We start from the raw sequence: 15,465 nt of genomic DNA on the forward strand, positions 1-15,465 counted from the left end.
TATTTTAAATAAAGTTTTTTATATCATACATACTTTTGCTTATAAAACAAACTAATTATAGCCATTAGATAGATGCATTTCAGCCATAGTATCAAGCCAATAAAATGTTTAAATTACATTAAATCTTTAAGTTGGTAAATCAGCTCATTTTTTTCATTTTTTAAGATTAATTGATTATTGGTTAAATCGATCTTTGCGCCATTCACTATTAGCTGTTCAATGATATAGTCTAATTGGTTTAATTGTTCGTCATTACAAAGCATCTTAGTCATTATAACACCTGAACCTTTAATGTTATCGCTATCCAAAGTAACTTGACTAGAAAACTGATTACACATTTTGCCTGTTATAGTCATATTTTCACCAAATACAATGTCAGCTTGATCATCTAAAGAGATATCTTGGCCATTTGCTTTAGTGAGCACAAAACGGTGATGCATAAGATCGGTATCTTGTATTTTCTTTGCTTCATTACAACCATACATAAGCAAAGAAGAAGAAAATAGTGAAATTAGCAATAACGTTTTTTTCATTTGAGCTCCTACTAATAGGTTAAATTTGCTATAATTGAAGTTAATTTTTACTTTAAATAAAATATTTGGTCTCTATGTTAACGCAAAAACAACTAAAAAATCTTGATTCAATGACTTTTTTAGATAAGCATAAAATTATTAAACTAGCCCAAAAAAGTCAAACTATAGCTGATATAGATGCCAATATACAAAGTGCTATTTTACATTACCAAACTAGAGTAGCGTCGTTACCAAAAAAAATTAATTTTCCAGCTAATTTACCAGTTGTTGAAAAAAAACCAGCAATTTATGATGCAATTAAGCATCATCAAGTCGTTATCATTGCTGGCGAAACAGGATCGGGAAAAACCACCCAGATACCTAAGATCTGCTTAGAATTGGGGTTAGGGGTAAAAGGATTTATAGGTCATACTCAACCAAGGCGTTTAGCTGCACGTTCTGTGGCTAATCGTATAGCCGAAGAGTTAAAGACAGAAATCGGACAATTAGTTGGTTTCAAAGTGAGATTTTCTGATCACGTTAGTGAAACCACTTTGATTAAATTAATGACCGATGGTATATTACTTGCAGAAATTCAAAAAGATAGACTTTTATTGCAATATGATACTATTATTATTGATGAAGCGCACGAACGCAGCTTAAACATTGATTTTATTTTAGGATATTTAAAACAACTATTACCTAAACGTCCCGATTTGAAAGTCATAATAACATCAGCAACAATTGATGTAGAACGCTTTTCTAAACATTTTAATCAAGCGCCGATTATTGAAGTATCGGGCCGTACTTTTCCTGTTGAAGTAAGATATCGTCCTTTAGCATTAAATGAAAATGAGAGCTATAGCGATAAAAATAATGATTTTCAACCCATTATTGATGCAATTGATGAGCTATCGACCGAAAGCGTAGGTGATATATTAGTTTTTTTAACAGGTGAAAGAGAAATACGAGATCTTGCTGATACGCTTAATAAATTAGATCTTCGCCATACTGATATTTTGCCATTATATGCAAGACTATCTACAGCAGAACAAAATCGTATTTTTCAGCCCCACACAAAAAGGAGAATCGTTCTTGCTACCAATGTGGCGGAAACATCGTTAACAGTACCAGGAATAAAATATGTTATCGATCCTGGTTTAGCTAGAATTAGCCGTTATAGCTATCGTACTAAAGTTCAGCGATTGCCAATTGAGCCAATATCCCAAGCATCAGCTAACCAACGAAAAGGTCGATGTGGGCGAACTTCAGATGGTATCTGTATTCGTTTATATGATGAGCAAGATTTCTTATCTCGTCCCGAATTTACCGATCCTGAAATTTTACGCACCAATTTAGCTTCAGTTATATTACAAATGACTTCACTCGGTTTAGGCGATATTGCAGCGTTTCCTTTTGTTGAAGCACCCGATTCAAAATATATTCGTGATGGCATTCGTTTATTAGAAGAGCTTGGCGCAATTGATACCAAACATAATCGATATCATTTAACCGAAATAGGGAAAACTTTAGCTCAGCTTCCTATCGATCCAAGGTTGGCCAGAATGTTGTTTGAAGCAAAGCGATTAGGCTGTACTAAAGAAATAATGATAATTACTGCGGCTTTGTCAATTCAAGATCCAAGAGAAAGACCTTTTGATAAGCAACAAGCCTCAGATGAAAAACATCGTCGTTTTGTTGACAAGGATTCTGATTTTATTTCTTTGATTAATTTATGGAATTATATTAAAGAGCAACAAAATATATTATCTGGTAACCAATTTAGGCGATTATGTCAAAAAGAGTTTTTAAATTATCTCCGTATTCGAGAGTGGCAAGATGTCTATACACAAATTAGGCAAACGATAAAACAATTAGCGTTTCCAATTAATAGCAATACAGCAGATTATCGTTCATTACATATATCGTTACTAAGTGGTTTACTATCTCATGTTGGAATGAAAGAACTTGAAAAGCATGAGTATATTGGGGCGCGTAATATTAAATTTGCCATTTTTCCTAATTCGGCTCTTTTCAAAAATCAGCCAAAATGGTGTATTGCTAGTGAACTGGTAGAAACCAGCCGACTATGGGGAAGGGTAGTAGCAAAAATTGAAGCCGAGTGGATTGAGCCTATAGCTAAACATTTGGTGAAATACAGTTATAACGAGCCGAGATGGTCAAAAAAACAGGGAACGACTATAGCAAATGAAAAAGTGACTTTGTTTGGCTTGCCTATTGTTGCTAGCCGAATAGTAAATTATAGTAAAATCGATCCTGTGTTAAGTCGCTCTTTATTTATTCGTCATGCTTTAGTTGAGGGAGACTGGTTTACTCGTCATCAGTTTTATAAAAAGAACCAAAAATTAATCAGCGAAGTTGAAGATCTTGAACATAAGTCTCGCCGACAAAATATTTTAATCGATGATGATGAACTTTTTGATTTTTATGATAAACGAATTGATAAATCCGTTATTTCATCTAAACACTTTGATACTTGGTGGAAACAAAAACAAAAATCTGATCCTGATTTTCTTAGTGTTGAGAAAAAGATGTTGATCAAACAGTCGGCAGAATTAGTTAATTTAAATGATTTTCCTGATTTTTGGCACCAAGGCAATCTAAAATTAGCACTCAGTTACCAATTCGATATAGGGCATAATCGTGACGGTGTCACAATTAAGATACCTCTTAATTTATTAAATCAGATCAAAAATAAAGGGTTTGATTGGCAAGTACCTGGTTTCCGAAAAGATTTAATCATTGCACTCATTAAATCATTACCAAAATCATTGCGCCGAAATCTTGTTCCGGCGCCGAACTATGCTGATGCGTTTTTAAGTAGAGCTATTTCGACAGACCAATCTTTGTTAGAAAGTTTAGAAACTGAATTTCACAAAATGACAGGAGTAAAAATTACCACTGAAGATTGGCAACTAGATCAAATCCCCGACTATTTGAAAATAACTTTTAGCATTGTTGATAATAACAACAAAGAAATTGCTTCAAGTAAAGATCTAATTTTGCTAAAAGAACAGCTTAAAAACGAAATTCAACAGGCATTATCGTCGTTAACAACCCAAAAGACAGTTCAAATTGAACAGAATGATTTAACTGATTGGACTTTTGATTTGTTACCAAGTGTGTATGAAGAAACTCATAAAAATTACACTATTAAAGCTTACCCTGCAATCATTGATAACCAAAATTCAGTAAGCATTAAATTAATCGATAATCAATATGAGCAACAAAGACTAACTAAACTAGGATTAAGACGCCTACTTATACTTAACATACCATCACCAATTAAATATTTACATGAAAAATTGCCGAATAAATCTAAATTAAGCTTATATTTTAATTCTTTTGGCACTGTGCTTAGTTTAATTGACGATTGCATTGCTTGTGCTGTTGACTATTTGATTGAAAAAAATAATCAGATCATTCAAAATCGAGATAATTATCAGTCATTGTTAAATTATACCAAAGGCAATATTAATGAAACTGTGGTTGATATTGCAAAACAGGTTGAGTCCATTTTGGTTTTATATAATAACATCAATAAAAAACTAAAAGGTCGCATCGATTTATCATTAGCCTTTTCTTTATCTGATATCAAAAAACAACTTGATCACCTTGTTTATAAAGGGTTTGTTGCAAAATCAGGTTATAAACGGCTACCAGATATTAATCGTTATTTATCCGCAATTGAAAAAAGAATTGAAAAACTAATGGTAAATTTTACCAAAGATAAGCAATCGCTGAACATCATAGAATCGGTTGAAAAGCAATATGTAACGTGGGTGAATAGTTTGCCAGAAAATTCAAAATCGCAAGAAGAAGTAATAAATATCCGTTGGATGATTGAAGAGCTAAGAGTGAATCTATTTGCTCAGCAACTTGGTACTCCGTATCCAATTTCCGCAAAACGTATTGAGCAACAAATCGATAAAGTCAAATCTGAATTATAGTGGTTAGTTGGCTAAGTAATTTTGTTTGATAGAAAAGTAGGGCGCAGTGAAATGCGCCCATTTATTGGTATAAGTTATCGATAAAGATCAACAAAAACAGTGATGTTCGGCCCATTAGAGTCATGGGCTACTCGAGAGATATGATAATATTTGGCACCAGCATCAATAGCGCGTTTACCTGCTTGATAAGAAATTTCCTGATCAGTCACATAGTAGCCTCTAAATTTGATTGTATCAAAGGCAACCATTTTAGCCGCTGTTGCATCATTTAATTCTTGAATTTTCCGTCCATCTGATAACGTTACAGTGTAACGATTTATGCGTTGAGGCTCCGTCGTCACTGCTGTAACCTCAGATGTAGATGTGCTGTTTACTGTAGATGTTTTTGTATTATTTACTGGTTCACGAATAACTTTTACTTTATTATTAAATTTATCAGCATAAAATTTTTCATTAAAAGCTGAAGGAGAATAATATCCCGGTTTTTCAACTTGCATAGCCGCATCTCCGCCTTGTGCAAGAGCGAGTTGGCCAGCCTCAGAATCATATGGAATTGCGTCTTCAGGTTGAAGTTTACGTTCTGGTGCATCTTTCTTAAACAAATAAGCAGCAATTTGTAGATTGCTACCAAGCTCGCTACGCGAATCGATATAATAGGCATAAGCACCTTTTGCTGAGGCTTCTTTGGCAATTGCTTGGTTTATATCATATTCACTAGGAAAATATCCACGAATTCGTACAATATTGAAAGGCTCTAAACGGATTGCTTTAGATTTTGGATATTCATATACGCCTTCGAATTTACGTAAATTTTCGGCTTTTTCTTCAGCTTTAGCAGCATCTGCTTTATATAGCTTAGCGTAAACAATACGTAAAGTATCATTAGACGGGCTGATATTGGTTGTTGTTATAAAGAAAGAAGCCGCACCTTCTTTATCTGCCGCTTTTGACATAGCTAAAACATAATCATTATCAGTATAAAATGCCCCTCGGATAGTTATGCTTTTAAACGACTGCAGATCTTTAGCCTGCTGTTCAGTTAACTGTTGGGCAGCAAATGAAGAAATAGGGGTGAGGGCCAAAGTTACTGCAATAAATGTTTTCTTTAAACTTGTCATATATTAAGACCTTACAATAAATTATTGTGATTATTTTAACATAAATAAATTTATTTGCCTAAATCCATCAAAGCATTTAAATCTTTAATAAATAAATGTTTTCCTTTAACTGATAAAATATTTTGCTCTTGAAGCTTTGATAAATTTCTACTAACGGTTTCAACTGTTAAGCCCAAATAATTAGAAATATCAGCTCGGCTCATCATAAGTTTAATATTTAATGAAGAATGACCTCTTTGTTTGTAACGTTGATAAAGTGAATATATAAAGGTTGCTAATCGCTCATCGGCTTTTTTCTGAGAATAACAAAGTACTAATTTTTGATAATTATAAATATCAGAACTTAGTAAATTAAGTACCATTTCTCTAATATCTTTTTGGTGATCAACCAGTGACATCAATTCATCATAATTAAGCTGGCAAACAAGTGTATTGCAAAGCGCTTGGATATTGTTGTTATATAATTTTGTTGAAATTGAATCTAAACCAACAATGTCACCAGGTAAATAAAATCCATTAATTTGCTGATGATTATCAGGTGTTGTAACAAAAGTCTTTAATGCACCAGAATGAATAATATAAAATTTAGTAAATGGTGTATTTGCTTTAACAATAATTTCATCTTTGGCATAAGACATTTTACGCTCTAATACATTATCTAAATTATTGTTAAGTAACGCGGGAAGACAAAGAGAGCTTATGCTACATAATTCACATTGAACAGAATAACTGTTTGAACGTAATGTCTTAAAAATATTTTGCATATTGACTAAATAGAATAATTACAGTTTATCAAACGAGCAGGTTATCATATTTTATAATAAAATAACAATTGTTCATTAATTATTATTTTATTATTTAAAAAATATTCTAATAATAGGTGATAATTACAATTAACTTTACCTTTCAACTCACAACAACCTTATTTAACATAATATACATTATTGTAACGTATTGATTTTAATGATTATTTATCTTTAATGTTTGTTAATTTGTTGATTAATTTAATATTTTACTAGTGAGTTGTGTTTTTTCAATTGAGGTCATGATTATGCTGGTTTCATTGTCTAATTTTATGTACGTTTATCTAGGTTCGCATAATGTATATTATGTTAAATAAGGTTGTTGTGAATTATATTATCGTAAAATAATGTCGGCTCTACGTACCCGCTCGGACACTGATGACTAAAATCAATATTAATAACCCTGCGCAACGGAATTACGTTATTTTTTTGTTGTTGTAAGTTTTATAATTACATTTTACTTAAACCAATTAATAACAAGTCTTTTTCGTACAGCCAAAAAGTTTTTTGTGACATAGAGTTCTTAACAAATTGATAACCGTCATTTAGTAATAATCGATAAAAAGTATAAATTCGATTAGCTTTTGAATATGAGATTTTTCCTGTTCTAGTAATAATTGATTGACAAAATACTCAATCAAAAGATGTTAAGTAGCAATTAATAATTAGAACTGATACGGACGATAAAGGACTTAAAGTTTCATAGATATTTTTATCGTGGTACGCATAATGGCATTTTGCGTACCACGATAAACGTACGTAAAACTAGACGATGAAACTAGCATAATCATGACCTCAAATAAAAAAACATAACCCGCCAACAAAAAATTAAATTAATCAATTTGTGAATTAAGAATGAAGAATAAATGACCATTAAAATCAATTATGTTATAACTTGTCGGCTGTTTAATTGGCCGTTTATCGTCGCTCTTCTTTTTTAATGCTGGGCACTTTGTCCTTCAAAGTTGTTTAAAAAAAGTTAAATAAAATCAATGCGTTTTCTGACTGTTTTTTATTGTGTTTATTTACAACCGTACTTTCTGCCACCTCATCACCTTTGTTTCGGATATTTACAATTAAGCTTGGTGTCACTTAAACAGGCTTTATGTTGCTAATTAAAGTGTGTTGATAGGCAAATGCCTATTTGATTAACCAAGTATAGTTTCACATATAGGCACTTTAGTGATAATGAATAAGCTTAGTTTACAAAACAGGTAATTATAGAATTAATTCCAGCTTGCATTACTAACTTTATTTTTTGAAACTACTGCTTTATATCTGTTCTCATCAATTTAAAACTAAATTTTTTTGTTATTTTTGTTATTATAGTAATTTAATTCTTTGTCATAAAAATAACATCACTACCAGGTAACGGTTTTTTTAAGATGTGGCTTTTGATTTTTCCCCAAACTTGCATTTCACAAGCTTTACAATTGAACTTTAATAATAATTCTTCATTGTTTTGAATCAATTTCATTGGCGTTACTTTGGTTTTTACTCCTTGGATTCCTTTTGCTTGTTTTGGACATAAATTAAACGCAAATCGTAAACAATGTTTCGTTATCATTAGTGGGACATCATCTTTTATTTCGTGTGCTTCATACGCACTTTCAATTAATTTTACGCCATGTTGTGCATAAAATTCCTTAGCTTTATGGTTATATACATTGGCTAAGTAACTTAAGTGTGTCTCTGGGTAAATTGGTGTTGGTTTTAATTCTGGCTTACGTGTCTTACAATGATAATTGGCTAATCTAGCTGTGGTTAAATTATCGATAATTTCTCTTCTAAATTGATTTAGTCGGCTACTTGGAATAAAATAAATTTTTGACAAATTCATTTTAAATTCAATTAAGTGATATATTGTTTGCCCTATTTTAGATAAGTTATCTCTAATATTTTTCACAAATTTATCTGGTTGTTCTGCAAGATCAAATTCATCCTTTAATGCTAATTCAACACAAATACCCTCTTCACTTTTTGCTATTAATTCAATACCGCCTTCGATATTATGTAATTCAAATGATACACCTATGCGACGATTACTTGTTTCTTTCAATAAATTTTGCTGCCACATATGATCGAGATTCCTATTGACCATATAAGGTAATTTAATGGAAAAAAGTGGTTTGGGAATTTCATTTGGGTAAATGCGGTATTGATTAGCCGAAAGTTTCTCTACTTTGTCAGCTCTAAATCCAAAAATTTCTCTTTTTATCAGTACATTTAAACCATCACCATTAGTTAATATTTTCTCGGATTTGATATCGATAGTTTTAGATGTAACTTTAGTTATCTCACCAACCTGCAAACCAATAAATTTAGGTGAATTGAAAGCGCCTATATCAGGTTTTCTACCGTTTATAAAATAATCAGTACTTCCACGATGAAATGTTCGGTTAGGATCTGGTGTAAAAAAGTGCTCTGTACGACCACTTGATGCAGGTAGGAAATTTGATGATTTAGCTAAAATATTATCTAATTTTTGGCGGTAAAATGCCGTGATATTTTTTACATAGCTTAAGTCTTTATAGCGCCCTTCTATTTTGAATGATCTAACACCAGCTTGAATTAACTCCATTAGATTGTCCGATTGATTATTATCTTTCATTGATAATAAATGTTTTTCGTAAGCAACAATACGACCTTGGTCATCTTTTAAAGTAAAAGGTAAGCGACAAGCTTGAGAGCAATCTCCTCGATTAGCACTGCGCCCTGTTTGTGCATGAGAAATATAACATTGACCTGAAAAAGCCACACAAAGTGCTCCATGAATAAAAAACTCTATTTTCGAATCAATTTTTTTATTAATTTCAGATATTTGAGTTAAATTAAGTTCTCGTGCTAAAACTATTTGTGAAAATCCAACATCAGATAAAAATTTTGCTTTTTCTGGTGTTCTAATATCCATTTGAGTACTAGCATGTAAATCAATGGGAGGTATATCCATATTCAAAATTCCCATATCTTGTACAATTAATGCATCAACACCCGCATCATAAAATTGCCATATGAGTTGCCTTGCTGGTTCAAGCTCATTATCGTGAAGAATGGTGTTTAAGGTTACAAACACTTTTGCATAATAACGATGAGCAAATTCAACTAACTGGGCAATATCGCTAACAGAATTCCCTGCATTATGCCTAGCACCAAAGCTTGGTCCACCGATATATACTGCATCTGCGCCGTGTAAAATAGCCTGCTGTGCAATTTCAATATTTTTGGCAGGACTAAGTAATTCTAATTCATTTTTAGCATTATGATAGGATGGCATTATAAACTCTTTTGACAATGGGATTAATAGGCGCTCTGTTCTTTATTTGACAAGCATTATTGTTAATTTAATAATGCTTGTCAAAAGCTTTCAGATAATTGTACGTTTGTATATAATTTTTGTTATAGAATGATTAGTTTTGGTAAGTTCTATTCTGTAAAGCTTTGATTCGTTTTTCTAATGGTGGATGAGACATAAACAATTCAGAAAATTTCGCTTTTTTCGCACCATTAATACAAAATGCCAGAATTGAAGTATCTTCACTTGGTTCATGGCTGGTTTTTAGTTTTTCTAACGCAGCAATCATTTTTGTACTGCCTACTAATTTAGCCGAACCAGCATCAGCATGAAATTCTCGATAACGAGAAAACCACATTGCGATAAGGCTTGCTAAAATACCAAATACAGTTTCAAAAACCATAACTATCAAGAAATAGGTTAACTGTGATAAACCACGATTACGATCATCCAATGCTTGAGCTACAACAGATGCTAACATTCTTGAAATAAAAATAACAAAAGTATTAAGAACTCCTTGTAATAAAGTCATTGTGACCATGTCGCCATTAGCAACATGACTCATTTCATGACCGATTACCGCTTCAGCTTCATCTTGAGTCATAGTATTTAATAAACCAGAACTTACTGCAACCAGTGAACTATTTTTGGTAGCACCAGTTGCAAAAGCATTAACATCTTGAGCATGATAGATAGCAACATCTGGCATTTTTATATTAAGCTCGGTTGATAAACGGCGAACAACATCAAGTAACCACTGTTCTTGATTATTACTAGGTTGAGTAATAATTTGCCCTCCTACTGACCGTAAAGCCATTCGCTTAGATAAAAGAAGAGATATAAAAGATCCGCCAAAACCAAATAGTGCTGCAAATATAAGTAATCCTAAAGTACTATGTGAATCAACACCTAAGATACTTAGAACAATGCCAAATACAAACATAACGGCTAAGTTAGTTAGAATAAATAATCCAACTCGCATCATAATGAAAATTTTCCTTTTTTGTGATTTTTATTAATAAAATAACCTTTAAACATAATTGTTGTATTACATATAGTAAAAATATAACTCTACTTTTCTTTGGAGCTTTTATTATTTTACTATATTTTATAGGAGTATGACATAATCCACTCACTAAACATAAACTAGCGATGTCGTCTTCTACAGTCGTCTTCTACAGTCGTTTTCTACAACCATTTTTTACATAGCTAACTCAGTGGCCAGCTCTCTTAAATGTTTTCATCCATTTTCATATCCTCTTAATACATAAAAAACAAAAGCGCAATAGGCATACTGCGCTTTGGTATTAAGTTAAATTTAACTAATCAAAATTACGCATTAATAATGCATAATTCAGATCAATATCTTCGGGAATGGGAATATAAACAATATGACCATCGCCAAGTCCTGCTGGCACAGGTTGCCCTTTTCTATTTTCCATACGTTCAATAATAAAAGTGGTATTGCCCTTTGGGGTCATCATTTCAACACTATCGCCGACAGAAAATTTATTTTTTACAATAATTTCAGCGAGACCATTTAATCGCTCACCACTAAATTCACCCACAAATTGTTGTCTATCAGATACTGAATGACTATGTTCATAGTTTTGCATTTCTTCATGCTTATGGCGACGTAAAAAACCCTCGGTATAACCGCGATGCGCAAGTGCATTGAGTTCTTGTAACAAACGAGGATCAAAAGGTTTACCCTCGCTCGCGGCATCAATCGCTTGGCGATACACTTGTGCTGTTCTTGCACAATAATAAAAAGATTTTGTTCGGCCTTCAATTTTGAGTGAATGTACACCAATTTTAGTCAGGTCGCCTACTAACTCAACCGCTCTTAAATCCTTTGAGTTCATAATATAAGTGCCATGCTCATCTTCAAAAGCTTGCATATATTCGCCTGGTCGCCCAGACTCTTCAAGCATGAATACTTTATTTGTGGTCTGCCCAATACCTAATGTTGGCTCTACTTGTTGCACTGGGATGGGCTCACATTTATGTACAATTTGACCAACTTCGTCTTCTTTGCCTTCAGCAACCTTATATTCCCAACGACATGCATTAGTGCACGTACCTTGATTGGAATCACGTTTGTTAATATAACCAGAAAGTAAACATCGACCAGAGTATGCCATACATAGCGCTCCATGAATAAATACTTCTAATTCCATTTCGGGCACTTTTTCACGAATTTCAGCAATTTCATCAAGTGATAATTCTCGGGATAATACAACTCGGGTTAAGCCCATCTGGTGCCAAAATTTTACTGTAGCCCAGTTAACTGCATTAGATTGCACCGATAAATGGATTTCCATTTCAGGGAAATGTTCACGAACTAACATAATTAACCCAGGATCAGACATAATAAAAGCATCGGGTTTCATGTTTACAATAGGCTCTAAATCACGAATAAAGGTTTTTAATTTAGAGTTATGTGGGGCAATATTAACTACCACATAAAACTTTTTGCCTTGGGCATGGGCTTCGTTGATCCCAATTGCCAAATTTTCATGATTAAATTCGTTATTGCGAACACGTAGGCTGTAGCGAGGTTGACCAGCATAAACGGCATCTGCGCCATAAGCAAAAGCGTAACGCATATTTTTAAGGGAACCAGCTGGCGAAAGTAGCTCTGGTTTTGCATATAAAGTTGTCATTAAAAAATGCCTCTGATTTCAAGTCAGTATTACTTATTCGTAATAGGTTAAGCAAAATAGGATGGGCATTTTACGCTTTAGCTTATCTGTTGGCAAATTTATTAGTTACCTTCGATAAACACTTCTTTATTTTAAAGCGTATTTCTAGCTATTTAGGTTGGTAGTTGACAAGCTAAATAACCTATTTTATTAGCAATTAAAATGACATTATCTGGGGATTTTTTGATATTTTCTTGTTTCCTGAGCATATGATCAATATGTTTATTTAGCAATAATAAACTATCTTATTAAAAGTTCAGCAGTAGCTTTTTCATCATTATGTGTGTTTTATTTATTAACACATATTACTTTATTTGGAATAACTTTAATGATAATTAATGATCCAATATATAAAATACCGATTGAAAAGAATGGTAATTTATAGGCAAACGATAATGTAAATGTTATGCTTACAGCATGTAAAAATATATGTTTTCAAGCTATTATTTAAAGGTAATTTTATGGCTATCCCTTCTTTTTTAACACTATATAACGAACTTGTCTCTATCCCGACAATTAGTAATGTCACTAACGAAAAATTGGATTATTCTAACCAACCACTTATCGAGAAGTTAGCTACTTGGTTTGAAGATTTAGGTTTTACTATTGATATTCAGCCTGTCCCCAATACTCGACACAAATTCAACATGCTAGCAACTTATTCAAACAGCGACAATAAAACGCAAGGTGGTTTATTACTAAGTGGGCACAGCGATACGGTTCCTTTTGATGAAGGACAATGGACAAAAGATCCTTTTAAGCTAACTGAAGAAGATAATAAGCTATATGGACTAGGCACTGCCGATATGAAAGGCTTTTTTGCTTTTATTTTAGAAGCGTTACGTGATATTGATCTCAAAAAGTTAAACAAGCCAATTTACGTTTTAGCTACCGCTGATGAAGAAACCTCCATGGCTGGCGCATCATTTTTTGCTAAAAACACCAATCTTCAACCTGACTGTACCATTATTGGCGAGCCAACATCTTTAATACCCATCCGTGCTCATAAAGGGTTTATCTCTAATTCTATAAAAGTAATTGGTAAATCAGGGCATTCTAGTGATCCAGATAAAGGTATTAACGCTATCGAAGTGATGCATTTAGTCATTGAACGCTTATTAATCCTGAAACAGCAATTTAAACAGCAGTACCACAATGAGGGGTTTAGTGTTCCCTATCCTACATTAAATTTAGGTGTTATTCATGGAGGCGATGCAGCAAACCGTATTTGTGGTTGTTGTGAACTGGTCATCGATATTCGGGTATTGCCTAATAATGATATCGATTCGCTTTATAATGCTCTTTGTGACGTACTTCAGCCTGTCATAGATAGATATCCAAATCGAATTGAAATACAATACGAAGTTTCGCCTATTCCAGGTTATGAATGCAAAAAAGATCATCCGGCATTACAGCATATTGAAAAGTTAGTTGGCCATAGTGCCGAAACAGTGAATTATAGTACCGAAGCACCATACTTAAATCAAATCTCACCAACTATTGTGTTAGGTCCGGGATCAATTGAACAAGCACATCAACCCGATGAATTTATTTCATTAGATTTTTTAAAGCCAACCAAAGCAACAATAGAACAATTAATTAAAGATTTTTGTATTTAGAACAGCCGCTTATTCGCCGAGCATTTCGGCGAAATTTGTTTAAATTTCAAACGTGGAAAAATCGGTGGCTATTTCGGTATTAGGAAATATATTTTTAGCTTCGCTAACCAATTTATCATTATCATGTAAACTATATCTAGGGCTAATATGCGTCATAATTAACTTTTTAGCATTAGCTTGCTTGGCTATTGTTGCGGCATGTGTTGTTGTCGAATGACCGCGCGCAATGGCTTTATCCGCTAAAGCATGTTCTTGTGTTGCTTCATGCACAAGAACATCAACATCTTTAGCAAGTTCAATCGATGCTTCACAAGGTATTGTGTCACCTAAAATCGCTAATTTCCGACCTTTTTTAAGGTCATTATATAAAATACGATAACCAAAACAAGGCACGCGGTGTTGTAATAATTTTGCTTCAACTCGAAACTGGTTATCTTCAAAAACGGTACAATCTTTTTCAAGCTCAATAATATTAAGCGGGTAGTTTAACCAAGAATCACTAATTTCAATGACCGTTTCGATAAAGTGCTTAATACCTTTTGGACCAACCAAAATTAGCGATGATTGATTTTGCATCAAAGATTGGGATGTTAAAACACCTGGTAGCCCAAACAGGTGATCACCGTGTAAATGTGTTAAAAAGAGGATCTCAAGTTTAGAAAGGCTAAATTTGGCTTTTTGCATTTGCATCTGAGTTGCCTCACCGCAATCAAAAAGCCATAAGCGCCCTCTTTCTTGCCTAACATCTAGCACAATACTACTCATGTTACGTTGTGCGGTAGGAGAGCCTGCGCTTGTTCCTAAAAAAGTTAACTTCATAAAAATCTAAATATTTTTGCGTTCAATGGTTTGCTCACCCCAGAACAGCCTATCAGCTTTAGTTTTAGCAAAAGCGAGCTTTAAAACTTCATCACTCCCTTCTGACCAAATCTGCTCAGCTAAAGTTTCGTCATTATTGGCTAATTCAAAAATAGCTTCGGCAATTTCAATAGATGTTTCACGAATAGTAGCCCAAGCTTTGATATCGTGCATTTCTTTTTTACCTACGTTCATTTTGCTACTCCTTTGGGTTGAATTTGATGTAAAATAACCCGATTTATTGCAAAATACAATAGGCAAAATATGTTATGATAATAATTATTTCACCAGCAAAAACCTTAGATTACCAATCACCATTATTAACCTAAAATTATACGCTTCCTCAATTTATTAACTCAACTAAAACCCCCCTATAAAAAATTCAAAAATAGCGTCGACAATTTCAATAAATATTTCACGAATAGTAGGCCAAGCTTTGATATCGTGCATTTCTTGTTTATCTACGTTCATTTTGCTACTCCTTTGGGTTGAATTTGATGTAAAATAACCCGATTTATTGCAAAATACAATAGGCAAAATATGTTATGATAATAATTATTTCACCAGCAAAAACCTTAGATTACCAA

The 15,465-nt window shown here is 33.1% G+C and carries 11 protein-coding genes; 2 read left to right on the forward strand and 9 right to left on the reverse strand.

The features are described 5' to 3' along the window. Nucleotides 1-113: 113 nt before the first annotated feature. Complete coding sequence (locus tag A9G28_RS00130; RefSeq protein ID WP_065567213.1) at nt 114-533, reverse strand: META domain-containing protein; 420 nt, start codon at nt 531-533, stop codon at nt 114-116. A 74-nt stretch (nt 534-607) separates the two neighbouring features. Here A9G28_RS00130 and hrpA point away from each other — a divergent pair, with 74 nt between their 5' ends. Beyond that, nucleotides 608-4,483 carry an ATP-dependent RNA helicase HrpA gene (gene hrpA / locus A9G28_RS00135; protein WP_065579395.1) on the forward strand — a complete coding sequence of 1,292 codons (3,876 nt, stop codon included), beginning with the start codon at nt 608-610 and terminating at the stop codon, nt 4,481-4,483. A 74-nt stretch (nt 4,484-4,557) separates the two neighbouring features. Here the strand turns inward: hrpA and A9G28_RS00140 are convergent, their stop codons facing one another. The 6 genes from A9G28_RS00140 to trhP form a co-directional block, all read right to left on the reverse strand. Then, nucleotides 4,558-5,601: a YdgH/BhsA/McbA-like domain containing protein gene (locus tag A9G28_RS00140; protein WP_065567211.1), complete on the reverse strand. Its 1,044-nt coding sequence runs from the start codon at nt 5,599-5,601 to the stop codon at nt 4,558-4,560. A 50-nt stretch (nt 5,602-5,651) separates the two neighbouring features. Further along, entirely contained in the window at nt 5,652-6,365 is a 714-nt protein-coding gene (locus A9G28_RS00145; protein ID WP_065567210.1) for a helix-turn-helix domain-containing protein, read from the reverse strand. Between the two features lie 489 nt (nt 6,366-6,854). After that, complete coding sequence (locus A9G28_RS13980; RefSeq protein WP_081301462.1) at nt 6,855-7,022, reverse strand: phage/plasmid replication protein, II/X family; 168 nt, start codon at nt 7,020-7,022, stop codon at nt 6,855-6,857. 715 nt (nt 7,023-7,737) lie between these two features. Beyond that, the gene (locus A9G28_RS00150; RefSeq protein WP_065579396.1) at nt 7,738-9,678 is read right to left on the reverse strand and encodes a peptidase U32 family protein; all 1,941 of its coding nucleotides are present in this window, start codon (nt 9,676-9,678) and stop codon (nt 7,738-7,740) included. Nucleotides 9,679-9,811: 133 nt separating this feature from the next. Continuing rightward, nucleotides 9,812-10,681 carry a protease HtpX gene (gene htpX / locus A9G28_RS00155; protein ID WP_065567208.1) on the reverse strand — a complete coding sequence of 290 codons (870 nt, stop codon included), beginning with the start codon at nt 10,679-10,681 and terminating at the stop codon, nt 9,812-9,814. Between the two features lie 337 nt (nt 10,682-11,018). Continuing rightward, nucleotides 11,019-12,362 carry a prephenate-dependent tRNA uridine(34) hydroxylase TrhP gene (gene trhP, locus A9G28_RS00160; RefSeq protein WP_065579397.1) on the reverse strand — a complete coding sequence of 448 codons (1,344 nt, stop codon included), beginning with the start codon at nt 12,360-12,362 and terminating at the stop codon, nt 11,019-11,021. A gap of 500 nt (nt 12,363-12,862) precedes the next feature. On the opposite strand from trhP, the gene argE reads away from it, so the two are divergent. Beyond that, the gene (gene argE / locus A9G28_RS00165; protein WP_065579398.1) at nt 12,863-14,020 is read left to right on the forward strand and encodes an acetylornithine deacetylase; all 1,158 of its coding nucleotides are present in this window, start codon (nt 12,863-12,865) and stop codon (nt 14,018-14,020) included. Nucleotides 14,021-14,059: 39 nt separating this feature from the next. Here the strand turns inward: argE and A9G28_RS00170 are convergent, their stop codons facing one another. Both A9G28_RS00170 and A9G28_RS00175 read right to left on the reverse strand, forming a co-directional pair. Beyond that, nucleotides 14,060-14,839: a ribonuclease Z gene (locus A9G28_RS00170; RefSeq protein WP_065579399.1), complete on the reverse strand. Its 780-nt coding sequence runs from the start codon at nt 14,837-14,839 to the stop codon at nt 14,060-14,062. Nucleotides 14,840-14,845: 6 nt separating this feature from the next. After that, nucleotides 14,846-15,073 (reverse strand): YccJ family protein, encoded by a 228-nt coding sequence (locus tag A9G28_RS00175; RefSeq protein ID WP_065579400.1) that lies wholly within the window; start codon nt 15,071-15,073, stop codon nt 14,846-14,848. Nucleotides 15,074-15,465 lie beyond the last annotated feature (392 nt).

Source organism: Gilliamella sp. Fer1-1 (genome assembly GCF_001690825.1).
In the GTDB taxonomy this organism is placed as follows: Bacteria; Pseudomonadota; Gammaproteobacteria; order Enterobacterales; family Orbaceae; genus Gilliamella; species Gilliamella apicola_C.